At 59.5% G+C, this 24,086-nt stretch carries 20 protein-coding genes; 9 read left to right on the top strand and 11 right to left on the bottom strand.

What is annotated here, in order from left to right; genetic code table 11:
• Nucleotides 1–49 precede the first annotated feature (49 nt).
• A complete protein-coding gene (locus tag ACIOWE_RS15755) occupies nucleotides 50–796 on the bottom strand; it encodes a 3-oxoacyl-ACP reductase family protein (RefSeq protein WP_401393012.1) in 747 nt (248 codons plus the stop codon).
• Nucleotides 797–922: 126 nt separating this feature from the next.
• Between ACIOWE_RS15755 and ACIOWE_RS15750 the strand changes: the two genes are divergently transcribed.
• On the top strand, nucleotides 923–1,849 hold the full coding sequence (locus tag ACIOWE_RS15750) for a LysR family transcriptional regulator (protein WP_401393009.1): 927 nt from the start codon (nucleotides 923–925) through the stop codon (nucleotides 1,847–1,849).
• 132 nt (nucleotides 1,850–1,981) lie between these two features.
• On the opposite strand, the gene ACIOWE_RS15745 is transcribed toward ACIOWE_RS15750, so the two are convergent.
• From ACIOWE_RS15745 to ACIOWE_RS15735, 3 genes are all read right to left on the bottom strand, one after another.
• Nucleotides 1,982–2,710, bottom strand: a complete 729-nt coding sequence (locus tag ACIOWE_RS15745) for an aspartate/glutamate racemase family protein (protein WP_095197270.1) — start codon at nucleotides 2,708–2,710, stop codon at nucleotides 1,982–1,984.
• 54 nt (nucleotides 2,711–2,764) lie between these two features.
• On the bottom strand, nucleotides 2,765–4,303 hold the full coding sequence (locus ACIOWE_RS15740; protein ID WP_401393006.1) for an NCS1 family nucleobase:cation symporter-1: 1,539 nt from the start codon (nucleotides 4,301–4,303) through the stop codon (nucleotides 2,765–2,767).
• A gap of 578 nt (nucleotides 4,304–4,881) precedes the next feature.
• Nucleotides 4,882–5,616: a phosphoadenylyl-sulfate reductase gene (locus ACIOWE_RS15735; protein WP_401393003.1), complete on the bottom strand. Its 735-nt coding sequence runs from the start codon at nucleotides 5,614–5,616 to the stop codon at nucleotides 4,882–4,884.
• Nucleotides 5,617–5,779: 163 nt separating this feature from the next.
• Between ACIOWE_RS15735 and thrH the strand changes: the two genes are divergently transcribed.
• Entirely contained in the window at nucleotides 5,780–6,397 is a 618-nt protein-coding gene (gene thrH / locus ACIOWE_RS15730) for a bifunctional phosphoserine phosphatase/homoserine phosphotransferase ThrH (RefSeq protein ID WP_095047760.1), read from the top strand.
• Nucleotides 6,398–6,506: 109 nt separating this feature from the next.
• Here the strand turns inward: thrH and pabB are convergent, their stop codons facing one another.
• The 4 genes from pabB to ACIOWE_RS15710 form a co-directional block, all read right to left on the bottom strand.
• Nucleotides 6,507–7,850, bottom strand: coding sequence for an aminodeoxychorismate synthase component I (gene pabB, locus ACIOWE_RS15725; RefSeq protein ID WP_401393001.1), 1,344 nt, complete (start codon nucleotides 7,848–7,850; stop codon nucleotides 6,507–6,509).
• Nucleotides 7,851–8,065: 215 nt separating this feature from the next.
• On the bottom strand, nucleotides 8,066–9,052 hold the full coding sequence (locus tag ACIOWE_RS15720) for an alpha-L-glutamate ligase-like protein (RefSeq protein ID WP_401392998.1): 987 nt from the start codon (nucleotides 9,050–9,052) through the stop codon (nucleotides 8,066–8,068).
• Complete coding sequence (locus ACIOWE_RS15715) at nucleotides 9,052–10,587, bottom strand: inactive transglutaminase family protein (protein ID WP_401392995.1); 1,536 nt, start codon at nucleotides 10,585–10,587, stop codon at nucleotides 9,052–9,054. Before ACIOWE_RS15715 ends, ACIOWE_RS15720 begins: the two co-directional genes overlap by 1 nt.
• A gap of 5 nt (nucleotides 10,588–10,592) precedes the next feature.
• On the bottom strand, nucleotides 10,593–11,129 hold the full coding sequence (locus tag ACIOWE_RS15710) for an ATP-dependent zinc protease (RefSeq protein WP_401392992.1): 537 nt from the start codon (nucleotides 11,127–11,129) through the stop codon (nucleotides 10,593–10,595).
• 290 nt (nucleotides 11,130–11,419) lie between these two features.
• On the opposite strand from ACIOWE_RS15710, the gene ACIOWE_RS15705 reads away from it, so the two are divergent.
• The 6 genes from ACIOWE_RS15705 to prpD all read left to right on the top strand — a co-directional run bounded on the left by ACIOWE_RS15705 (nucleotide 11,420) and on the right by prpD (nucleotide 20,009).
• Nucleotides 11,420–12,142 carry a GntR family transcriptional regulator gene (locus ACIOWE_RS15705; protein WP_172828118.1) on the top strand — a complete coding sequence of 241 codons (723 nt, stop codon included), beginning with the start codon at nucleotides 11,420–11,422 and terminating at the stop codon, nucleotides 12,140–12,142.
• Nucleotides 12,139–13,032, top strand: a complete 894-nt coding sequence (prpB, locus tag ACIOWE_RS15700) for a methylisocitrate lyase (RefSeq protein WP_100847891.1) — start codon at nucleotides 12,139–12,141, stop codon at nucleotides 13,030–13,032. Before ACIOWE_RS15705 ends, prpB begins: the two co-directional genes overlap by 4 nt.
• Nucleotides 13,033–13,178: 146 nt before the next feature.
• Nucleotides 13,179–14,306 (top strand): 2-methylcitrate synthase, encoded by a 1,128-nt coding sequence (gene prpC, locus ACIOWE_RS15695; protein WP_093431756.1) that lies wholly within the window; start codon nucleotides 13,179–13,181, stop codon nucleotides 14,304–14,306.
• 197 nt (nucleotides 14,307–14,503) lie between these two features.
• Nucleotides 14,504–17,098: a Fe/S-dependent 2-methylisocitrate dehydratase AcnD gene (gene acnD, locus ACIOWE_RS15690; protein ID WP_401392988.1), complete on the top strand. Its 2,595-nt coding sequence runs from the start codon at nucleotides 14,504–14,506 to the stop codon at nucleotides 17,096–17,098.
• 56 nt (nucleotides 17,099–17,154) lie between these two features.
• Nucleotides 17,155–18,345, top strand: coding sequence for a 2-methylaconitate cis-trans isomerase PrpF (gene prpF, locus ACIOWE_RS15685; RefSeq protein WP_401392985.1), 1,191 nt, complete (start codon nucleotides 17,155–17,157; stop codon nucleotides 18,343–18,345).
• Between the two features lie 179 nt (nucleotides 18,346–18,524).
• On the top strand, nucleotides 18,525–20,009 hold the full coding sequence (gene prpD / locus ACIOWE_RS15680) for a 2-methylcitrate dehydratase (protein ID WP_401392982.1): 1,485 nt from the start codon (nucleotides 18,525–18,527) through the stop codon (nucleotides 20,007–20,009).
• A gap of 17 nt (nucleotides 20,010–20,026) precedes the next feature.
• Here the strand turns inward: prpD and ACIOWE_RS15675 are convergent, their stop codons facing one another.
• Together ACIOWE_RS15675 and ACIOWE_RS15670 are read right to left on the bottom strand one after the other, a co-directional pair.
• Nucleotides 20,027–20,755: an alanyl-tRNA editing protein gene (locus tag ACIOWE_RS15675; RefSeq protein ID WP_401392979.1), complete on the bottom strand. Its 729-nt coding sequence runs from the start codon at nucleotides 20,753–20,755 to the stop codon at nucleotides 20,027–20,029.
• Nucleotides 20,756–20,806: 51 nt separating this feature from the next.
• Nucleotides 20,807–21,730 (bottom strand): DMT family transporter, encoded by a 924-nt coding sequence (locus ACIOWE_RS15670; protein WP_401392976.1) that lies wholly within the window; start codon nucleotides 21,728–21,730, stop codon nucleotides 20,807–20,809.
• Between the two features lie 90 nt (nucleotides 21,731–21,820).
• Between ACIOWE_RS15670 and ACIOWE_RS15665 the strand changes: the two genes are divergently transcribed.
• Complete coding sequence (locus ACIOWE_RS15665) at nucleotides 21,821–23,230, top strand: PLP-dependent aminotransferase family protein (protein ID WP_401392973.1); 1,410 nt, start codon at nucleotides 21,821–21,823, stop codon at nucleotides 23,228–23,230.
• 123 nt (nucleotides 23,231–23,353) lie between these two features.
• Here the strand turns inward: ACIOWE_RS15665 and ACIOWE_RS15660 are convergent.
• Nucleotides 23,354–24,086, bottom strand: a 733-nt coding sequence (locus ACIOWE_RS15660) for a pyruvate, water dikinase regulatory protein (protein ID WP_401392970.1), incomplete at its 5' end; no start/stop codon positions are given.

Below are 24,086 nucleotides of genomic sequence, written 5' to 3'. Positions count from 1 at the left end.
CCTCTGTTGAAAGAGGGGCGGCGTTTTTCGTTCTGGCGACCTGGAAAGATCAGGCGCCGAAACCACCGTCGATGGTCAGGCTGGCACCGGTGATGTAGCCGGCTTCCGGGCCTGCGAGGTAAGCGACGAAGCTGGCGATTTCTTCGGCTTTGCCGTAACGGCCTACCGCCATCAGCGGAATCAGGCTTTCGGCAAAATCACCGTGGGCCGGGTTCATGTCGGTATCGACCGGGCCGGGCTGCACGTTGTTTATGGTGATGCCGCGCGGCCCGAGATCCCGTGCCAGACCTTTGGTCAGGCCGACCAGTGCCGATTTGCTCATCGCGTACACACCACCGCCGGCGAAGGGCATGCGGTCGGCGTTGGTGCTGCCGATGTTGATAATCCGTGCGCCTTCGCCCATGTGCTTGGCGGCTTCCTGCGAGGCGATGAATACGCTGCGCACGTTGATTGCCAAAGTCTGATCGAAGTCTTCAAGTTTGAAATCTTCCAGCGGCGCGACGGCCAGCACACCGGCGTTGTTCACCAGAATATCGAGGCGACCGAAGGCTTCAACGGTTGCGCTGACCGCGTGGCGAATGGCCGCGGCATCAGCGCTATCGGCCTTGATGGCGAGAGCCTTTCCGCCGTTTGCAGTGATGCTGTTTTGCAATTCTTCAGCTTTGGCGATGGAACTGACGTAGGTGAAGGCGACTGCTGCGCCCTCAGCGGCCAGGCGTTTGACGATGGCAGCGCCGATGCCGCGAGAACCGCCTTGAATCAGAGCGACTTTGCCGCTGAGGTGTTGAGTGGTCATGTTCGATCTCCAGATGTTTCAAGGCGGAGTGCCTTGTTGTTGGAGCCGAGTATCGGCTTCGCATCGACAACCGTGTAGACCATGATTGCTATAGTCTGTGTAAACCAGAAGTTTATAGTGGCGATCATGGAAACCTTCAGCAGTATCGAATGCTTCGTGCGCAGTGCCGAAGTCGGCAGCTTTGCCGAGGCCGCTCGACGTTTGAGCCTGACGCCGGCAGCCGTCGGCAAGAGTGTCGCGAAGCTTGAAGGGCGGCTCGGTGTACGGCTGTTCCAGCGTAGTACACGCAGCCTGACCCTGACCGAAGCCGGTCAGTTGTTCTTGAGTCAGGTCAGTGGCAGCCTGACGACCATTCAAAATGCCGTGGCCAATCTGTCCAGTGTCGAAGGGCTACCGGCGGGGACGCTGAAAGTCAGCATGGGCGCAGCCTTTGGCTGTCTGCACATCGTGCCGATGCTCGGTGAGTTTCTGCGACGATTTCCCGCAATCAATCCGGACTGGCATTTCGACAATCGACAGGTCGATCTGATCGGGCAGGGTTTCGACGCAGCCATTGGCGGTGGTTTCGAACTGCCGCAAGGGGTAATCGCGCGCAAGTTGAGCCCGGCGCATCGGATATTGGTGGCGTCCAGCGATTATCTACAGGCCAATCCGAACATCATCGAACCGGAAGACCTTAACCATCACGACGGCATTCTGATCCGCTCGCCGCAAACCGGGCGCGTGCGTTCCTGGCAATTGGTCGGGCGCAATCCGCAGAACTGTCGCCCGTTGATGCTCAAGGCACGGATGACCATGAGCGATTCCGAGGCCGCTTGCAGGACCGCGGCGCAGGGCTTGGGCATCGCGCTGGTGAGCATGCCGTTTGCGGTGGGATATCTGCAGGCGGGAACGTTGCAGCGGGTGTTGCCGGACTGGTTTGTCGATGACGGCAACATCTCTATCTACTATGCCGAGCATAAATTGTTGCCGGGCAAGACTCGGGCGTTTGTCGATTTTGTGATTGAGCAATTTGCGCAGCAGGGACTGGCTCAGCGGTTCAGTGCTATCTGAATATGGCTTGAGACCGAGGCGCGGCCATCGCGGGCAAGCCACGCTCCCACAGGTCTCGCGTCGCACACAAAATGTGTGAACAACTCATAACCTGTGGGAGCGAGGCTTGCCCGCGATGAACGATAACGCGGTCTACCGTGCAAAGCGCCCCGGCCAGCCAATAATGTTCTTCGGCCGCGGCGTCGCATAAGTCCGCACTTTTGATGTCGACAACCCCAGGCGCACCAGCGATTCCGCAATTGTCACCGCTGCCGTCACCCCGTCCACCACCGGTACCCCGGTGCGCCGGCGAATCTGCTCATCCAGCCCGGCCATGCCGCCGCAACCGAGGCAAATCACTTCTGCCTTGTCCTGCGTCACCGCCAACTCTGCCTGATGCACGATCGCTTCCAGAGCACGCTGCGGCTCGTGTTCCAGCTCAAGAACGGCCAGGCCACTGGCCCGCACCGAAGCACAACGATCCCACAGGCCTGACAGTTTCAATCGATCCTCAATCAGCGGCACGGTGCGATCCAGCGTGGTGACCACCGAATACGCGTGGCCAAGAAACATCGCCGTACTCGCCGCTGCATCCGTAATGTCCACCACCGGTACGTTGAGCAGTTCCTGCAAACCTTCGCGACCATGTTCGCCATAACCGGCCTGAATCACCGCATCGAACGGCTGATCGTAAGACATCACCCGATCCATTACCGCGATAGCAGCTAGATAGCTTTCGAAATTGCCTTCCACCGAGTCAGCACCGAAGTGCGGCGTCAGACCGACGATTTCAGTTCCGGGGGAAGCGACAGCCTGCGCCGAGCGCGCGATGGCCTGGGTGATGGATTCGGTGGTGTTGACGTTGACCACGAGAATTCGCATGTGAAGTCCTTATAGCGGGCAGTTCTGCGGCCCGAAAACCGGGCCGCGAAGGGATTAATGGCAGACGTTATCGACGGCGATGGACTCGCCACTGACGTCCGCGTAGTGCGGCTGACGTTTGGCGATGATCAGGTAGAGCATTCCGGCAATCCCGGCACCGATCAGCCAGGAAAACGGCGAAACGCTGTGGAAACCGGGAACCAGTGCCAGGACGATGGCGATCAATGCCGCAGGAATAAACGCCGCCACCGCACGGAAATTGACTCCGCGACTGTAGTAATAGGCGCCGTTGAGATCTTCGCTGTAGAGCTGCGGAACGTTGACCCGGCCTTTGCGGATCAGCCAGTAGTCGACCATGATCACGCCGTACAACGGGCCGAGCAGCGCGCCGAGACCGGACAGGAAGTACACGATGACCAACGGGCTGTTGTAGAGATTCCACGGCAGGATCAACACGGCGATGGTCGCGCTGATCAGCCCGGCACGGCGGAAGGTCAGGTATTTCGGTGCGAGGTTGCTGAGGACGAAGGCCGGGGCGACGAAGTTGGCCATGATGTTCACCGCCACGGTGACGATCAGGAAGGCCAGGCAACCGAGGACCAGGAAGAACGCATTGGGAATCGAGGCGATGATTTCGGTCGGACTTTCGATGATCCTGCCGTTGATCTGGAATTGCGCGCCACACAGCAGGACGGTAATCGCGGCGAATACCAGAATGTTCACCGGCAAGCCCCAGAAATTTCCGACCTTGATGGTCTTGCGGCAGGGCGAGGAGCGAGCAAAGTCGCAGAAGTTGAGGATCAGCGTGCCGTAGATCGCCAGCCACAACGCGCCGCCGGCAAAAATGTTGCGCCACATCTCGCCGCCGGTCAGCGGTTCGCGGATTGACCAGGCGATGGTTGCGTTGGCCTGGAAGTACATCCAGGCGGCGAGGGCGGCGACGGTGAGCAAAATCACCGGGCCGGCAAACGCTTCGTAACGGCGGACCATTTCCATGCCATAGGCGAGGATCGCCAGTTGCACGAACCAGATCGCCACAAAACACACCCAGCCCAATGTCGATAGCCCGAGGATCGAGTTGTGGTCGTATTCAGCAAATCCCGGATGGATCGCCGTCAGCAAAACGCGAAACACCACCGACGCCAGGTACGTCTGGATACCAAACCAGGCGATGGCGATAACGGCGCGTATCAGTGCAGGAATTTGTGCACCGTGAATGCCGAAACTGATTCGGCTGATCACCGGAAACGGCACCCCTGTTTTCTGTCCCATGTAACCGGACAAGTTCATGAAGAAGTAGACCAGTGCCGCGCCTATCCCCAGCGACAGCAGAATCTGCCAGCCGCCCAGCCCCAAGGCATACAGGCCGATGGCGAACGAGTAGTTGGCGATGTTGTGCACGTCGTTCGTCCACAGGGCAAAAATGCTGTATTTGCCCCAGCGCCGACCTTCGGCTTTGGTCGGCGCCAGATCACTGTTGTGCAGACGGGGGCTCAGTTGCAACGGCTCGACCAGACCGTCGTCCGGCAAGGGTTGATCGAGTGCGGCGGAGGGCAGATTCAGCGCGATGTTATTGGAGAGACTTGTACGCATTCCGGCAGGCTCCTGATGTTCAGGGCCGCGATGACTGTGCATGAGCCGCAAGGCTCGACAAATCTTCGTCGCGGCAGTGAAAGCATCACTGGTTACGGGGCATCTGCAGCCTGTACGGGATAGAGCGCTTCAGGCTTGCGGATCGAAAGTGTGTGCATGTTTTGCGGTTTTGTATACAAAACATGTATGCACTTAAGCCAGATCTGTGCCAGTTGGCGATCTATGCGCAGCGGTGTTCATTTCGAAAAGTTATTGAAGCGCGCCAAGTATCTGAAAATAAATGGTTAAAAATTGACCGGTTGAACAGGTATTTATTTTTGCCGAAGGATTTTCATGGTGGGCGAGAGGGGGGAGTTTTCAGGCGGGATGTAACTTTTCAGGGCGCGGAAACAAAAAAGTGCACACATAAATGGCACCGATGGTGACAGTCGTGTGTACACATTTTCTGAGCCCTGGCATAAAACACTGTGGGAGCGAGCCTGCTCGCGAATGCGGTGAATCAAGCAACGAAGAAGTTGACTGAAACTACGCTTTCGCGAGCAGGCTCGCTCCCACAGGGGATCATTCGATTGGGAAAATTACGCCTTGCTGATGATATTGCCGGCGTGCAGCCCGCACTCTTTCTGCGTCGCTTCTTCCCACCACCAGCGGCCTTCGCGCTCGTGCTGGTTCGGCAGGACCGGACGGGTGCAGGGTTCGCAGCCAATGCTGATGAAGCCGCGTTCATGCAGGCTGTTGTACGGCAGCTCGAGCATGCGGATGTAACCCCAGATATCTTCGCTGCTCATCTGCGCCAGCGGGTTGAACTTGTACAGGGTGCGCTCAGGCGTAGAGAACGCGGTGTCGATTTCCATCACCGCCACGGCGCTGCGCGTGCCTGGACTCTGGTCGCGGCGCTGGCCGGTGGCCCAGGCTTTGACGGCGGATAGCTTGCGGCGCAGCGGTTCGATCTTGCGGATGCCGCAGCATTCGCCGTGGCCGTCCTTGTAGAAACTGAACAGGCCTTTTTCCTTCACGAACGGTTCCAGCTTCGTGTAGTCCGGCGACACCAGTTCGATGTCGATCTTGTAGTGCTCACGCACCTGATCGATGAAGCGGTAGGTTTCCGGGTGCAGGCGACCGGTGTCGAGGCTGAACACCTTGACGTTCTTGTTCAGCTTCCAGGCCATGTCCACCAGCACCACATCCTCGGCGCCGCTGAAAGATATCCACAAGTCATCGCCGAACTCGGCGAAGGCGAGTTTGAGGATGTCTTGCGCGGATTTGTTGGCATAGGTCGTGGCGAGTTCCACGACGTCGAACGTTGCACTCATCAGGGCGGCTTCCTACAGGTCGGTGGCGCTGGGCGCTCTATATGGGGCCGATGGTAACAAAAAGCTGCGGTAATCGGGGCCTCCTCTGCGTTGCACAGCGCCGGTCGAGTCGCTAGAGTTCGGGCTCGCTCGACTCAATAATCAATACAAACGGGAGTGTCTTGTGGAAATTGCTTGCCTGGATCTTGAAGGGGTGTTGGTGCCGGAAATCTGGATCGCCTTCGCCGAAAAAACCGGAATCGAATCCCTCAAGGCTACCACTCGGGACATTCCCGATTACGACGTGCTGATGAAGCAGCGTCTGCGCATCCTCGATGAGCATGGCTTGAAGCTGTCGGATATTCAGGAAGTGATCGCCACGCTGAAGCCGCTGGACGGCGCGGTGGAGTTCGTCAATTGGCTGCGCGAGCGCTTTCAGGTGGTGATTCTGTCGGACACCTTCTATGAGTTCTCTCAGCCGTTGATGCGCCAACTGGGCTTCCCGACGCTGCTTTGCCATCGCCTGATCACGGATGAAACCGGGCGGGTGACCAGCTATCAATTGCGTCAGAAAGATCCGAAACGTCAGTCGGTTCTGGCGTTCAAGAGCCTGTATTACCGGGTGATTGCGGCGGGTGATTCGTACAACGACACGACAATGCTGGGCGAGGCGGACGCGGGGATTCTGTTCCATGCGCCGGAGAATGTGATTCGTGAGTTCCCACAATTCCCTGCCGTGCACACCTTTGCCGAGTTGAAGCAGGAATTCCTCAAAGCCTCAAACCGCGAACTGAGTTTGTAAGCAGTCCCCTGTGGCGAGGGAGCTTGCTCCCGCTGGAGTGCGAAGCGCTCCCCAAAATCTTACGACTGCTGCGCAGCCGAGCGGGAGCAAGCTCCCTCGCCACAGAAAGCTAGAGGTTCTGCAGGGTTTCCAGGAGGATCTTCACTTTAGTGATCGACTCCTGATACTCCGCCTGCCAGTCCGAATCGGCGACGATCCCGCCACCGCCCCAGCAGCACACCTGCCCATCCTTGACCAACAGACTGCGAATCGCGATGGAACTGTCCATCTCGCCACGCACATCCAGATACAGCAACGAACCGCAATACAAACCGCGCCGGGTCGGCTCCAGCTCGTCAATGATCTGCATTGCGCGAATCTTCGGCGCGCCGGTGATCGAGCCGCCGGGGAAGCTGCCGGCGATCAGATCCAGTGCATCGCGATCATCCGCCAGTTCACCGGTCACGCTGCTGACCAAGTGATGCACGTTCGGATAGCTTTCCAGGCTGAACAACTCCGGCACCCGTACCGAGCCGATGCGGCAGGTGCGACCGAGGTCGTTGCGCAACAGGTCGACGATCATCAGGTTTTCCGCGCGATCCTTCGGGCTGGCCAGCAGTTCGGCGGCGTTGGCGGCATCTTCGGCGGGTGTCAGGCCTCGAGGGCGGGTGCCTTTGATCGGGCGGGTTTCCACATGACACTGGCTGACTTTGACGAAGCGCTCCGGCGACAGGCTCAGCACCGCGCCACCATCGGGCAGGCTCTGGAAGCCGGAAAACGGTGTCGGGCAGGCTTCGCGCAACTTGCCGTAGGCCTGCCACGGATCGCCCTGACAGCTAGCGCGGAAACGCTGGGCAAAGTTGACCTGATAGCAGTCACCGGCCTGAATGTAATGCTGAATACGCTCGAACGCCTGGCGGTAGTCGTCAGCCGAGAGATCGGCGGTCATCGGGCTGTTCAATTTGAACGGTGTCAGGGTGGCCGACACCGGTTTTGTAAACAGGTCGATCAGGCGTTGCCGCTGACTGTCGTCCACCGACGGGTGAAAGATCAATTGGCTGGTCTCGGCCTGGTGATCACTGACCAGTGCCCAGTCATACAAGCCGAACCGTGCATCCGGCAGTTGCAGATCATCACGCGCATGACTTGGCAGAATCTCCAGATGCCGACCGAAGTCATAGCTCAGATAACCGATCAGCCCGCCGGCAAACGGTAATTGATAAGCCGCAGGCAATTGCGCTTCGCCCAAACCGTTCAGGTGATCTCGCAGACGTTGCAGGAAATGGCTGCCACTTTCGTCCGGCAACACCGCCAATTGTTCCAGCGGCCAGGCGCTGAGCAGGTCATAACGGCCACGGTCGGCACTTGGCCGGCCGCTGTCGAGCAGCACGGCGCCGGGCGCGTGGCGGATGGCCGCGAAGTAGTCGGCGGGATTGGCGCGGTAGGGCAGCGGGTGAACGGAACAGGTCAACATGGGCGGGGCAGATCGGCCATTGAGGCGGGGTGGGGATTGTAGTCCTCTGGGGGGAATGCTCCTAGAGGGGATGTCGGGGATTGGCAGATTGGCGGCAGGGTCAAGTCTTGTGGTGGCTGTGAATGAGCCATCGCGAGCAGGCTCACTCCTACATATGGAACGCATTCCCCCTGTAGGAGTGAGCCTGCTCGCGATGGCCGTGATGCGGTCTTGGATCAGCCCTCGACCGCTGGAATATGCCCAAACATTTCCTGAGTAAACGCCACCCGCTCTTCAACCGACTCAGTCACCCCACGCGCCTTAAGGTCTTCCAGTCGGGCTTCAACGGCATGCGTGCGCAAGGTCAGCCCGCAGTCATTGGCGATCTGAATATTCAGCCCCGGCCGCGCATTCAGCTCCAGAATCAGCGGACCCTTTTCCTGATCGAGCACCATGTCCACGCCGATATACCCCAACCCGCACAGCTCGTAACAGCCGGCGGCGAGTTTCATGAAACCGTCCCAGTAGGGCAGTTGCACGCCGTCCACCGCGTTGGTGGTGTCGGGGTGTTTGGTGATGATGTTGTTCAGCCAGGTGCCGCGCAGGGTCAAACCAGTCGCCAGATCGACACCGACGCCGATGGCGCCCTGGTGCAGGTTGGCCTTGCCGCCGGACTGACGGGTCGGCAAGCGCAACATGGCCATCACCGGGTAGCCCATCAGCACGATGATGCGGATGTCCGGCACGCCTTCGTAGCTGATGCTCTTGAAGATCTGATCCGGGGTTACGCGGTATTCGATCAGCGCGCGGTCGCGGTGGCCGCCCAGCGAATACAGGCCGGTGAGGATGCTCGAGATGTGATGTTCAAGCTCTTCGTGGGCAATGATCTTGCCCGACACCGTGCGATAGCGGCCCTCGAAGCGGTCGGCGACGACGATGATGCCGTCACCGCCGGCGCCTTGCGCCGGTTTGATCACGAAGTCGCTGCGTCCGCCGATGATCTCGCCGAGCTTGTCGATTTCCTTCTCGGTGGAAATCACGCCATACAATTCCGGCACATGAATGCCGGCCTTGATCGCCCGTTCCTTGGTGATGATCTTGTCATCGACGATCGGGTACAGGCTGCGCTTGTTGTACTTGAGCACGTAGTCGGCGTTACGCCGGTTGATGCCCATGATGCCCCGCGCCTCCAGGGCCTTCCAGGTCTTCCAGAAACCGAACATCAGGCGTCAGCCTTCTTCAGGAAAGCCTTGAAACGCACCAGTTCAGTCAGGCGATAACCGCGATAACGACCCATCGCCAGCATGAAGCCGACCAGAATCAGCAGGATCGCCGGGAAGGTGAACACGAAGTAGACCAGCTCAGGCACGGTCATGATCAAGTGCGCCAGGGACGCCGCGAACAACGTGCCAATCGCCACTTTCATGGCATGGCTGGCGCCGCGTTCTTCCCAGGTGATCGACAGGCGTTCGATGGTCATGGTCAGAATCACCATCGGGAACAGCGCTACCGACAAGCCGCGTTCCAGACCGAGCTTATGACTGAACAGGCTGATCGCCGCGATCAATACCACGACAAAGGTCAGTACCACCGATAGCCGCGGCAGCATTTGCAGCTTCAAGTGTTCCAGATACGAACGTAATGACAGTCCCAGCGCCGTGATCACGGTAAACAGCAGGATACCGAAGCCCAACTGAGTCTCACGGAAGGCGAGGGCGATCAGCACCGGGGTAAACGTGCCGAGCGTCTGCAGGCCGATCAGGTTGCGCAGAATCAGGATCACCAATACGCCGATCGGGATCATCACCATGATCATGAAGGTCTGCTGGGTTTGCAGCGGCAGGCCGTACAACGAGTATTCAAGGAAGTTGGCGTCGGTGTTCTCGTCCGTCAGCTTGGCCAGACGAATCGCGTTCATCTCGCTGTTGTTCAGGCTGAAAGTCACGTTGGCTTTCTTGCCACCGTCGACGGTGATCAGGTTTTCGTCGCCGGTCCACCACAGCAAGCGGTCGGTTGGCAGGCCTTGCTCACCGGTTTCCGGGTTGAAGTACAGCCAGTCGTTGCCATTGAAGCTGCGCAGCCACAGTTCGGGGGTTTGCGGCTGATCGGCGACGAGGCGGATGGTGTGGACTTTTTCCACCGGCACGTGAGCGATGGACAGCAGCAGTTCGACGATTTTGGCTTTGTGCGGCGTCGACGGATCGCCGGCCAGCAGCAGCTTCACGTTGTCGTCGTTGAGGTTGTTGACGCGTTTGATTGCCTCGCCAATAAAGGTTTCGACGTCGGCCGAGTGCTGACGAATCGGCGCGAGCAGGGCTTCGGCGGCGATTTTTTCCGGGCCTTCGATGGCGATGCTGTCGCGGAAGGTCGGACCTTTGATCTTGGTTTTTTCGGCGGTGTAACGCTTGGTCAGCACCAGACGGTAATACAGCGTCTGATTGCCCTTGGCCCGACGTGCCGACCAGGTCACCTTGCGGTTGCCGTCGACGCGATTCACGGCGACGCCGTAGTTATTGGAGATAAAGCTTTCGTTGAGGCTGACGTAGTCGCGGCTCAACGGCGGCACGAACATCTGGATCTTTACCGGGTCCTTGGTGCTGGCGACGAACTCGACCTTGGCGTCGATGTTCCACAAGTCGTCGGTGGCGTCCTCGGTTACCGGAATGCCGAGCACGAAAATCTGATAGGCCGTAACCGAAACGCCCAGGAGCACCAGAATGGTGATCAGGATTTTCAGGTGGAAGGTTAGAGAACGCATGGAAATTACTCGGCGGTATGAGCGGCGATGGTGCAGGCGGGTTTGCCGGCAGCGTATTTAAGACTGGGGTCGACCAGCGCATCGAAGCGTTTCAGCGCCTCGGAGCCGATCAAAAGCGGGTATTGGTACGCACTTCGGTCGGTCAGGTTCACTTCGATGCTGCGCAAAGCCGAAACCATGCAGATATCCCGCTCGATCACCGGGCGGGCGGTGTACTTCTTGCCTTCTTCCGGATCGTAGTCGCCGGCGCGGCGTTTGATCTTGCTGACCCGGGCCAGCGGCCGTTCGATCGGGTGCGAATGCGCGGCGTCGATAGCCAGATAGAAGCGCACCCAGGACTCGCCGTTGCGTTTGAAGCGTTTGATATCGCGGGCACTCAACGAGGCGGTTTTTGCCCCGGTGTCGAGTTTGGCCGCGACTTCCAGATTGATGCCATCAAGGGAGGCGTATTCGTTGAGGCCGTACACGGTTTTCTCACCCGCCGCAGCGAGGCCCGGCAGGCAAAACAGAGCAAAAAATGTCGGGAAAGGCTTGAGTCTCATAAATCCTGGTGCGCAGCGTTCCGTTGTCGGTTCAGGTACCTGGCAATACTGCGCAAGCTCCTGCGTGTGCCTATCAGCTTTTTATGACAAGCCGTACAAATGGCCAGCAAATGCGGGCGGCATTCTAGCACGGTGGGTTTATGGCGCCAGCGCCCGAGCGGGTCTATAACCCTTGGGGCTGTTGAAGAGGGTTATTAGACGATTGTCGACAATATCCATTTATCCTTTGACTGATGCAGGCTAATTGGCTAGTTTTTGCCGCATTGGATTTGAAGGTGTCGACAATCATGCTGGATCAACTCGATCCCCCGGTCATCAGCGGCGACGATTCCGAGACACTCTCGGAAAACGTCTTCCGGCGCATTCAGGCGGCCATCGTCAAAGGCGAGATCGCCCCGGGCAGCAAGATCTCCGAGCCGGAACTGGCGCGCACTTACGGCATCAGCCGTGGGCCGCTGCGCGAAGCTATCCATCGGCTGGAAGGCCAGCGCCTGCTGGTGCGCGTGCCGCACGTTGGTGCGCGGGTGGTCTCGCTGAGCCACGCCGAATTGCTTGAGCTCTACGAAATCCGCGAATCCCTCGAAGGCATGGCCTGCCGTCTGGCGGCTGAACGCATGAGCGTCGAAGAAATCGACGAATTGCGCCGCGTGCTGGAAACCCACGAGCGCGACGCCGCGTTTCAGGCCGGCGTCGGTTATTACCAGCAGGAAGGCGATTTTGACTTTCACTACCGCATCATCCAAGGCAGCGGCAACCGCACGCTGACCCAGATGCTCTGCGGTGAGCTGTATCAACTGGTGCGTATGTACCGCATCCAGTTTTCCACCACGCCGAATCGTCCGCGCCAGGCCTTCGCCGAACACCACCGGATTCTCGATGCCATCGCCGACCGTGACGGCGAGCTCGCGGAATTGTTGATGCGCCGTCACATCGGCGCCTCGAAACGCAACATCGCCCGTCATTACCAGGACGGCGCCCACAATAAGACAGCCACTGAACGAGGTGAGTCATGAGTTCCAACCCGAACACTCCCGGCCAGCGTTTCCGCGATGCGGTCGCCAGCGAGCATCCATTGCAAGTGGTCGGCGCGATCAACGCCAACCACGCGCTGCTGGCCAAACGCGCCGGTTTCAAGGCGATTTACCTGTCCGGTGGCGGTGTGGCCGCAGGCTCCCTCGGCGTGCCGGACCTGGGCATTACCGGGCTGGATGACGTGCTGACCGACGTGCGCCGCATCACCGACGTCTGCGATCTGCCGTTGCTGGTGGACGTCGATACCGGTTTCGGCTCCTCGGCGTTCAACGTCGCGCGCACCGTCAAGTCGATGATCAAGTTCGGCGCAGCGGCGATTCACATCGAAGATCAGGTTGGCGCCAAGCGCTGTGGCCATCGTCCGAATAAAGAGATCGTCAGCCAGCAGGAAATGGTCGACCGCATCAAGGCCGCCGTCGATGCCCGCACCGATGACAGCTTCGTGATCATGGCGCGCACTGATGCACTGGCCGTTGAAGGTCTGGAATCGGCACTGGATCGCGCAGCAGCGTGCATCGAGGCCGGTGCCGACATGATTTTCCCGGAAGCCATCACCGAGCTGGAGATGTACAAGCTGTTCGCCAACCGCGTGAAAGCGCCGATTCTGGCCAACATCACCGAGTTCGGTGCGACGCCGCTGTACACCACCGAGCAACTGGCCGGCGCTGACGTATCGCTGGTGCTCTACCCGCTGTCGGCGTTCCGTGCGATGAACAAGGCTGCGGAAAACGTTTACACCGCGATCCGCCGCGACGGCACTCAGCAGAATGTCATCGACACCATGCAGACTCGCATGGAGCTTTACGATCGCATCGATTACCACACGTTCGAGCAGAAGCTCGATGCGTTGTTCGCACAAAAGAAAGGCTGATTCATTCCCTGTAGGAGCGAGCCTGCTCGCGAAGGACGCCAATGATAACGTGGTGTCCCTGATGCACCGAGGTGTTCCATCTACCTTCGCGAGCAGGCTCGCTCCCACAAGTTTCCCCTACAAATTCAAGAAAATTGGAGACAGCAATGGCCGAAGCAAAAGTACTCAGTGGCGCCGGGCTCCGGGGCCAGGTTGCCGGGCAAACCGCACTGTCCACCGTGGGCCAGGCCGGTGCCGGGCTGACCTATCGCGGCTACGACGTACGCGAACTGGCAGCCGATGCACAATTTGAAGAAGTGGCGTACCTGCTGCTGTACGGCGAGCTGCCGACCCAGGCGCAACTCGACGAATACCAAGGAAAACTGAGCAAGCTGCGCGACCTGCCACAAGCGCTGAAAGAAGTGCTCGAACGCATCCCGGCTGACGCCCACCCGATGGACGTGATGCGTACCGGTTGCTCGTTCCTCGGCAACCTTGAGCCGGAGAAAGACTTCTCCGAGCAGCGCGACAAGACTGACCGCTTGCTGGCCGCGTTCCCGGCGATCATGTGCTACTGGTATCGCTTCAGCCACGATGGCAAACGCATCAACTGCGTCAGCGACGAGCCAACCATCGGCGGCCACTTCCTGCACCTGCTGCACGACAAAAAGCCGAGCGAACTGCACGTCAAAGTCATGAACGTGTCGCTGATCCTTTACGCCGAGCATGAATTCAACGCCTCGACGTTCACCGCGCGGGTTTGTGCCTCGACCCTGTCCGACCTGTATTCCTGCGTCACCGCAGCCATCGGTTCGCTGCGTGGCCCGCTGCACGGCGGCGCCAACGAAGCGGCGATGGAAATGATCGAGCGCTTTTCATCGCCGGAAGAGGCGATCAAAGGCACCCTCGGCATGCTCGAGCGCAAAGACAAGATCATGGGCTTTGGCCACGCGATCTATAAGGACAGCGATCCGCGCAACGAGGTGATCAAGGGCTGGTCGAAAAAACTCGCTGACGAAGTTGGTGACAAGGTGCTGTTCGCGGTTTCCGAAGCCATCGACAAGACCATGTGGGAACAGAAAAAACTGTTCCCCAACGCCGACTTCTATCACGCCTCGGCGTACCACTTCATGGGCATCCCGACCAAGTTGTTCACGCCGATCTTCGTTTGCTCGCGCCTGACCGGCTGGGCCGCGCACGTCTTCGAACAGCGTGCCAACAACCGCATCATCCGCCCGAGCGCCGAGTACATCGGCGTCGAACAGCGCAAGTTCGTGCCAATCGAACGTCGCTGAATGGTGGGCTGACCGGAACCAGAGAACACCGCAAGACCCTGTGGGAGCGAGCCTGCTCGCGAAGACGGACTGACATTCACCATGGATGTCGACTGATCTACCGCTTTCGCGAGCAGGCTCGCTCCCACAGAGGCAGTGTGTAACTCAGGACTGTGTTAGCCACCTTTTGTAATTACCGTGACCCGAGTCCTGACCCGATGAACACAGAATTTCGCAAGAACCTGCCCGGCACGCCGCTCGACTACTTCGATGTCCGCACCGCGATCGAAGCCATCCAGCCCGGCAGCTACGACACCCTGCCGTACACCTCCCGCGTGCTGGCGGAAAACCTCGTGCGTCGCTGCGACCCGGCCACGCTCACCGATTCCCTCAAGCAATTGATCGAGCGCAAACGCGACCTCGACTTCCCGTGGTTCCCGGCGCGTGTGGTCTGCCACGACATTCTTGGCCAGACCGCGCTGGTCGACCTCGCTGGCCTGCGTGACGCCATCGCGTTGCAGGGCGGCGACCCGGCGCAGGTCAACCCGGTGGTGCCGACGCAATTGATCGTCGACCACTCGCTGGCGGTGGAGGCGGGCGGGTTTGACGCCCAGGCGTTCGAGAAGAACCGTGCCATCGAAGACCGGCGCAACGAAGACCGTTTCCACTTCATCAACTGGACCAAAAAAGCCTTCAAGAACGTCGACGTAATCCCGCCGGGCAACGGCATCATGCACCAGATCAACCTGGAGAAAATGTCTCCGGTGATCCAGGTGCGCGACGGCGTGGCATTCCCGGATACCTGCGTCGGTACCGACAGCCACACCCCGCACGTCGATGCATTGGGCGTGATCGCCATCGGCGTCGGCGGCCTCGAAGCCGAGAGCGTGATGCTCGGTCGCGCCTCGTGGATGCGTCTGCCGGAAAGCGTCGGCGTTGAATTGACCGGCAAGCTGCAACCGGGCATCACCGCCACCGACATGGTGCTGGCGCTGACCGAATACCTGCGCAAACAGAAAGTCGTCGGTGCATGGCTGGAGTTCTTCGGCGAAGGCGCCGCCGCGCTGACCCTCGGCGACCGCGCGACCATCTCCAACATGGCCCCGGAATATGGCGCCACGGCCGCGATGTTCTACATCGACCAGCAGACCATCGATTATCTGAAACTGACCGGTCGTGAAGACCAGCAAGTACAGTTGGTCGAGCACTACGTCAAGACCACCGGCCTGTGGGCCGATAGCCTGAAGAGCGCGCAGTATGAGCGCGGTCTGACCTTCGACCTGTCTTCGGTAGTGCGCAACATGGCCGGCCCGAGCAACCCGCACGCTCGCGTTGCGACTTCGGATCTGGCGGCCAAAGGCATCTCCGGTCAGTGGGAAGAAGTCCCCGGCCAAATGCCCGACGGTGCGGTGATCATCGCCGCCATCACCAGTTGCACCAACACCAGTAACCCGCGCAACGTGATTGCTGCCGGCCTGATCGCGCGCAACGCCAACAAGCTCGGCCTGACCCGTAAACCGTGGGTCAAATCCTCGCTGGCGCCGGGCTCGAAAACCGTGGCGCTGTACCTCGACGAAGCGGGGCTGACCACGGAACTGGAGCAACTCGGTTTCGGCGTCGTCGCCTTCGCCTGCACAACCTGCAACGGCATGTCCGGCGCACTCGATCCGCTGATCCAGCAAGAAATCATCGACCGCGATCTATACGCCACCGCCGTGCTTTCCGGCAACCGAAACTTTGACGGCCGCATCCATCCGTATGCCAAGCAGGCGTTCCTCGCATCGCCGCCACTGGTGGTCGCGTACGCCATTGCCGGGACCATCCGTTTCGATATCGAGAAGGATGTGTTGGGCGTGGTCGACGGCAAGGAAATCCGCCTGAAAGACATCTGGCCGAGCGACGAAGAAATCGACGCTGTGGTGAAGTCTTCGGTCAAGCCTGAGCAATTCCGTCAGGTCTACATTCCGATGTTCGCCGTCCATGAAGACACCGGCCCGAAAGTCACGCCGTTGTACGACTGGCGCGAAATGAGCACCTACATCCGCCGTCCGCCGTACTGGGAAGGTGCGCTGGCCGGCGCTCGCCCGCTGAAAGGCATGCGGCCGCTGGCGGTGCTGCCGGACAACATCACCACCGATCACTTGTCGCCGTCGAACGCGATCATGCTCGACAGCGCCGCCGGCGAATACCTGGCGAAAATGGGCCTGCCGGAAGAGGATTTCAACTCTTACGCCACCCACCGTGGCGACCACCTGACCGCGCAGCGCGCAACGTTTGCCAACCCGAAACTGTTCAACGAAATGGTCGTGGAAAACGGCAAGGTCAAACAGGGTTCGCTGGCCCGTGTCGAGCCGGAAGGCAAAGTCATGCGCATGTGGGAAGCCATCGAAACTTACATGGAACGCAAGCAGCCGCTGATCATTATTGCCGGCGCCGATTACGGTCAGGGTTCGTCCCGTGACTGGGCGGCGAAAGGCGTGCGGCTGGCCGGTGTCGAGGCGATTGCCGCTGAGGGTTTCGAGCGCATTCACCGTACCAACCTCGTCGGCATGGGCGTGTTGCCGCTGGAGTTCAAGCCGGGCACCGACCGTCACACCCTGGCCATCGACGGCAGCGAAACCTACGACGTGATCGGCGAACGTACGCCACGCGCCGACCTGACGCTGGTGATCCATCGCAAGAACGGCGAGCGCGTCGACGTGCCGGTGACCTGCCGTCTGGATACCGCTGAAGAAGTTTCGATCTACGAGGCTGGCGGCGTGTTGCAACGCTTCGCTCAGGACTTCCTTGAAGAGTCGGCGGTTGCCGTTTAAATCATGTTAAGCGACCAAGGGATGATGAGTCCTTTGGTCGTTTTGAGGGAGTACCCATGGCTCACGCACCACAGATAAAAATCCCCGCGACCTACATGCGCGGCGGCACCAGCAAAGGCGTGTTCTTCAGCCTCAATGATCTGCCCGAAGCAGCGCAGATTCCCGGCCCGGCCCGTGATGCTTTGCTATTGCGCGTAATCGGCAGCCCCGACCCGTACGACAAACAGATCGACGGCATGGGCGGCGCGACTTCCAGCACCAGCAAAACCGTGATCCTGTCGAAGAGCATCAAGGCCGATCACGACGTCGATTACCTGTTCGGTCAGGTCTCGATCGACAAGCCTTTCGTCGACTGGAGCGGCAACTGCGGCAATCTCTCGGCAGCGGTCGGTTCGTTCGCCATCAGCAACGGTCTGGTCGACGCCAGCCGCATTCCACACAACGGCGTGGCGGTGGTGCGCGTGTGGCAGGCGAACATCGGCAAGACCATTATCGCCCACGTGCCGATCACCAACGGCGAAGTGCAGGAAACCGGTGATTTCGAACTCGACGGCGTGACCTTTCCAGCCGCTGAAGTGCAGGTCGAATTCATGGACCCGGCGGCGGAAGAAGAGGGCGGCGGCGGTTCTATGTTCCCCACCGGCAACCTCATCGATGAGCTGGAAGTGCCGGGTGTCGGCACCTTCAAGGCAACCATGATCAACGCCGGGATTCCGACGATTTTCGTCAACGCCGAAGACATCGGTTACACCGGCACCGAACTGCAGGGCGCGATCAACAGCGATCCGAAAGCCTTGCAGATGTTCGAGACGATTCGTGCCTACGGCGCCCTGCGCATGGGCCTGATTGCCAATCTGGATGAAGCGGCCAAACGTCAGCACACACCGAAAGTCGCGTTCGTCGCCAAGCCTGCGGATTATGTTGCGTCGAGCGGCAAGGCGATTGGCGCGGGTGACGTTGATTTGCTGGTGCGCGCGCTGTCGATGGGCAAGTTGCACCACGCGATGATGGGCACGGCAGCCGTGGCGATCGGTACGGCAGCGGCGATTTCCGGAACGCTGGTGAACCTCGCGGCGGGCGGCGTAGAACGCAACGCCGTGCGCTTCGGTCATCCGTCCGGCACCTTGCGCGTCGGCGCCGAGGCCAGCCTGGAAAACGGCGAATGGGTGGTGAAAAAAGCCATCATGAGCCGCAGCGCACGGGTGCTGATGGAAGGCTACGTGCGCATCCCGGGCGACTGTTTCTGATCAACCAATAACCCCCTGTAGGAGCTGCCGAAGGCTGCGATCTTTTGATCTTTTTTTAGATCAAGATCAACAGATCGCAGCCTTCGGCAGCTCCTACAAGGGGATTGCATTTCAAAAATAAAAATTTGCCAGCCTGAACCGAGCTCCCATCAACGAACCACTGCAAGAGTGAATCGAACATGAGCGCCAACGTCGACCTGAACAACCGTCCCGACTACGACCAAGTCCTGCAGGACATCGCCGATTACGTCCTCAGCTACAAAGTCGAATCCAGCGAAGCCCTGAACACCGCCCGCAACTGCCTGATGGATACGCTGGGCTGTGGCCTGCTGGCGTTGCGTTTCCCCGAATGCACCAAACATCTCGGCCCTATCGTCGAGGGCACCGTCGTGCCGTTCGGCGCGCGAGTGCCGGGCACGTCGTATCGCCTCGACCCGGTCAAGGCAGCGTGGGACATTGGCTGCATCGTCCGCTGGCTCGACTACAACGACACCTGGCTCGCTGCCGAGTGGGGACATCCGTCGGATAACCTCGGCGGGATTCTTGCGGTAGCCGATCACTTGTCGCAAAAACGTCTGGCCAATGGCGAAGCAGCGCTGACCCTGCGCGATGTGCTGGAAGCGATGATCATCGCCCACGAAATTCAGGGGGTGATCGCCCTGGAAAACTCCTTCAACCGTGTAGGCCTCGACCACGTTATTCTGGTTAAAGTCGCCTCGACCGCCGTCACCGCCAAACTCATGGGCGCCAATCGCGAGCAACTGCTGTCAGCGCTGTCCCATGCCTTCGCCGATGGCCAGGCGCTGCGCACTTATCGGCATGCGCCGAATGCCGGATCGCGGAAATCCTGGGCGGCGGGGGATGCGTCGAGTCGCGGCGTGCGTCTGGCTGACATCGCCATGCGCGGCGAGATGGGCATTCCGGGGGTGTTGAGTGCCAGGCAGTGGGGGTTCTACGATGTGTTGTTCAGCCATACCAACAACGATCTGGCGTTGAAGCCCGAAGACAAGCGCGCCTTCAGTTTCTCGCGACCGTTCGGCAGTTACGTGATGGAAAACGTCCTGTTCAAAATCAGCTTCCCCGCCGAGTTCCACGCACAAACGGCCTGCGAAGCCGCCGTCACACTGCATCCACAAGTGCGCAATCGTCTGCACGAGATCGACAAAATCGTCATCACCACCCATGAATCGGCGATTCGCATCATCTCCAAGGTCGGGCCGCTGGCCAACGCGGCTGACCGCGATCACTGCATTCAGTACATGACCGCTGTGCCGCTGGCCTTTGGCAATCTGGTGGCCGAGCAATACGAAGACGACTTCCACAAGGCGCATCCGATCATCGATGTGCTGCGCGAGAAAATGGTCATTGTCGAAGAGCCGCGCTTCACCCGTGAGTATCTGGAAGCCGACAAACGCTCGATTGCCAACGCCGTGCAGGTGTTTTTCAAGGACGGTTCAAGTACCGAGAACGTGGTGGTGGAGTACCCGATCGGTCATCGTCGACGCCGTGTCGAGGGCATTCCGTTGCTCGAAGACAAGTTCAAGGCAAACCTCGCCACGCGCTTCACCGGGCAGCGCTGCGCCAAGATCTTTGCGTTGTGCAAGGATCAGGCGCAGCTGGAAGCGACCCCGGTGAACCGCTTTGTCGACCTGTTGGTGATCTGAGGTCGGCACCAGCGCTGTCATTCAAATCGCAGGATCACCCGTCGGTTGTTCCTGCTTTTCTTCTCGATTTTTTCGCAAAACACCCGGCCGATTTCCCGGGTGTTTTGCACATGAGTACCGCCACAGGGCTGGATATCGATACCGATGACTTCGACCATCCGCAGGTCGCCCTGGATCACTGGCGGTTTCGCGGTTTTGCTGCCGGTACTTTCCAGCAGTGCGGGGTACTCCGAGGCTGGCATCGACAGGGTGCTGACTGGAATGGCCTGCTCAATCAGCGCGTTGAGTTCGCCAGTGATGCGCTCTTTGTCGAGGGTCATTTCCGGCAGGTCGAAATCCAGACGTCCCTTGTCAGCACTGATGCTGCACCCGGTCACTGGCGCATTGATGATCGAGCCCAGCAAGTGCAGGCACGTGTGCATCTTCATGTGTTGATAGCGCCGCTCCCAATCGAGGCTGGCATTGAGCAGGGCGCCCGTGCATAGGTGCGGCGGGCATTGCTCCACCTGATGCCAGATGATCGACGGCAACAAAGGGTCGCGCACTGTTCCCGTGACGTTGATCCGCGTGCCATCCGGCAGGCTGAAATACCCGATATCTCCGGGTTGCCCGCCGCCGGTGGGGTAGAAAAGGGTGTGTTCGAGCACGACGGCTTGATCAACCACGGCGATGACCCGGGCACTGAAGTCGCGCTGGTAGGGTGCATTGTTAAACAGGCTGAGGGTTTCCATGGTGTGTACCGACATATGAACCTCCAATGTTCAATGTGAGTCTTGCAGTGAATCGGCGAATGTTTTTCAGCGTTTGACGGGCAGCTTGGTGATGGCAAAACCGGCGAGCAGGGTTGCCGAATAGAGCATCAGGTCCCGAGAGATTTCCGTGCCTTCGTACCAGGCGCCAATGATCACGGCGAACACCGGAAAGATGATGAAGACGAACGACAGAAGGACCGGACTCAAACGTTTGAGCAGGATGAAATAGACGATAAAGCCGCCGACCGACGCCACTAGCCCGAGGTAGAGCAGGGCGCCCCACGAGCGTGTGGTGATGGACGTGAATGCCGGGCTTTCGAAAACCAGGCCAACCACCAGCAGCATCAATCCGGCGATGCCGATGGGCAGGGTGTTGTAAGTGATCACGCTGATCGCGCTGCCATGCTTTTTGGTTACCACGTAGCACAGCGCATGCATGATCGCTGCGCTGAGAATCGCCAGCACGCCAAGCCATTCCGCCTGATCCAGATGCAAGCCCTGGCTGCGGATGATCATGAACAGACTGCCGAAGCCGATGGCGATGCCGAACATTTGTGCGGAGTGGATTTTCTCGCGCAGAAACACTGCGGAAAAAATCAGGATGAACACCGGCATGCCACTGAACAACAGTGCGGTCAGGCCGGAAGAAACGTGCATCTCGCCGTAGTTGAGCAGGTAGTACGGCAGGCTGAAGTACGACAACGTGACGAACACGAAAAACCAGCGACTTTGCCGGGGAAACAGCAACGGTTCTTTGCGTAATACGGCGAAGCCGAGAAACAACGGGAAGGCAATCAGAAAGCGCAGGCCGGCGGCTGTCAGGGGCGGCACGCTTTCTACCGCAATCTTTATCCCCAGCCACGTGGTGCCCCAACTCAGACAGACGATGAGAAACAACAGGCTGGTGATGAACCCGCCGAGCCACGGCTTGCTGATGTTCAACGGTGTGCTGACGGCGGTCGATGACATGCTGGCTGCTCCGGACGGCAGGATTGACCTCGTCGCTGAAAAGGTCTATCCCTGATTGAACCTGTTTTCAGTACGCTATTCGGGGCGAGAATGAGTGTCAAAGTAAGTATTGCCATGGTGTCAATCCTCCGCGACGGCCTCGCCCATGGCGTGGGTGTGAAGTACAAACGTCTCGCCGATGCGGTCGAAAAAGCCATCGGCGCCGGAGTCATCGAAGCCGGTAGCAAGCTGCCGCCGCATAGGCTGTTGGCTGACAGTCTGGGCGTCACCATCGGCACCATCAGTCGTGCTTACGGCGAGTTGGAACGAGTTGGGCTGGTGGTGGCGCGTGTAGGCGATGGCACTTATGTGCGTCAGCGCGGGATGGAACGCCCGCAAGACAAAGGCTTTCGCAATGTCAGCGATGAACCGCAAGCCTGCTTCGACATGAGTCGGAATCAGCCGATCCCCGGACAGGAAACCGCCTTGCTGAGTCAGGCGCTGCACGCCCTGGCCAGTGATCCGCGTCGCTTGCAACAGTTGACCGGTTACACCGCAGAAGGCGGGCTGCCACGGCATCGCGCGGCGGGTGCTGAGTGGCTGCAGCACGGGGATTTTGTGCCGCACGCCGATCAAGTGCTGTGCGTCAACGGTGGGCAGCATGGCCTGCTGTGTGCGTTGATGGGGTTGCTCAAGGCCGGCGATACCGTGGTCACCGAGCATTTGTCCTACCCCGGATTGATCAGCGTCGCACGTCAGCTCGGGATAAAACTGATCGGTGCCGCGATGGATGACCAAGGGCTGTTGCCTTCGTCACTGCAGGACATCTGCCGTCAGCATCGCGTCTCGGCTTTGTATTGCACGCCGACGATCCAGAATCCTACGGCTGCGGTCATGTCTGCCTCACGGCGCGAGGCGATTGCCGAGGTCTGTCGAGAGCACAACCTGCTTGTGCTCGAAGACGAAGCCCATGCGGTGCTCGACCGTCAGCGCCCGCTGCCTCTGAGCTGTTACGCCCCGGAGCGTTCGGTGTTGATCGGCAGTTTGAGCAAGGCTGTTTCGGCAGGGTTGCGCGTCGGCTATCTGCATGCGCCGCAGGCCTTGATCGGGCGCCTCAGTTCGGCGATTCGCGGTACTTGCTGGATGGCCAACCCGTTGGCGATGGAAGTGGCGAGCCAGTGGATCGAAAACGGCATGGCTGAGCGTTTGCTGGACGAGCAGATCAACGAGATCACCAGGCGCAAGGCATTGGTTGCGGGTGAACTGGCGGGCTTGAGCTTCAAGACCCATAGCCACAGTCCGCATTTCTGGGTGGAAGTGCCTGAGGAGTGGCGCGCATCGCAGATTGCCGCTGATCTGAAAGAGCGTAACTACCTGGTTGCTACCGCCGAGGCGTTTGCGGTGGGGCATGCGGCGGTGCCGCAGTTCATTCGGGTGAGTGTGTGTAATTCGGTGGGGGATGACGGCTTGTTGCTGGCGGGGTTTGAGGCTTTAAACCGCGCACTGACAGAGACCGTGTGATCGTTCATCGCGAGCAGGCTCACTCCTACAATGGATCTCTGTCGTACACGTGATCTGTGTCCACTGGAGATCAACTGTAGGAGTGAGTCTGCTCGCGATGGCGCCAGATCAGGCGCCACAAAACTATTTGAAACGCCGCTCCACGCCTTTCTCCACCAGAATCTTCGCCGAAATCTCTTCCACCGAAAAATGCGTGGAATTGATGTTCGGGATGTTCTCGCGGCGGAACAGGTTTTCCACTTCGCGCACTTCGAATTCGCACTGGGCGTAGCTCGAATAGCGGCTGTTGGGTTTGCGCTCGTTACGGATCGCGGTGAGACGATCCGGGTCGATGGTCAGGCCGAACAGCTTGTGCTGGTGGGCGCGCAGGGCGGCTGGCAGGGTCAGGCGCTCCATGTCGTCTTCGGTCAGCGGATAGTTCGCCGCACGAATACCGAATTGCATCGCCATGTACAGGCACGTCGGCGTCTTACCACAGCGCGACACGCCCACTAGTATCAGGTCGGCCTTGTCGTAATAGTGCGTGCGCGCACCGTCGTCGTTGTCGAGGGCGAAGTTCACCGCCTCGATACGCTCCATGTAATTGGAGTTGTGCCCGATCGAATGGGACTTGCCGACGGTGTAGGAAGAATGCTCGGTCAGTTCCTGCTCGAGCGGGGCGAGGAAGGTCGAGAAAATGTCGATCATGAAACCATTGGACGTTGCGAGAATCTCACGGATGTCCTGATTGACGATGGTGTCGAAGATGATCGGGCGGAAGCCGTCGGTTTCAGCGGCTTTGTTGATTTGTTGTACCATGGCCCGCGCTTTATCCACGCTGTCGATGTACGGCCGCGTGAATTTGCTGAAGGTAATG

It is taken from the genome of Pseudomonas sp. NPDC087598 (assembly GCF_044743525.1).
Taxonomy (GTDB): Bacteria; Pseudomonadota; Gammaproteobacteria; order Pseudomonadales; family Pseudomonadaceae; genus Aquipseudomonas.
This window is presented reverse-complemented; position numbering and strand designations above follow the sequence as displayed.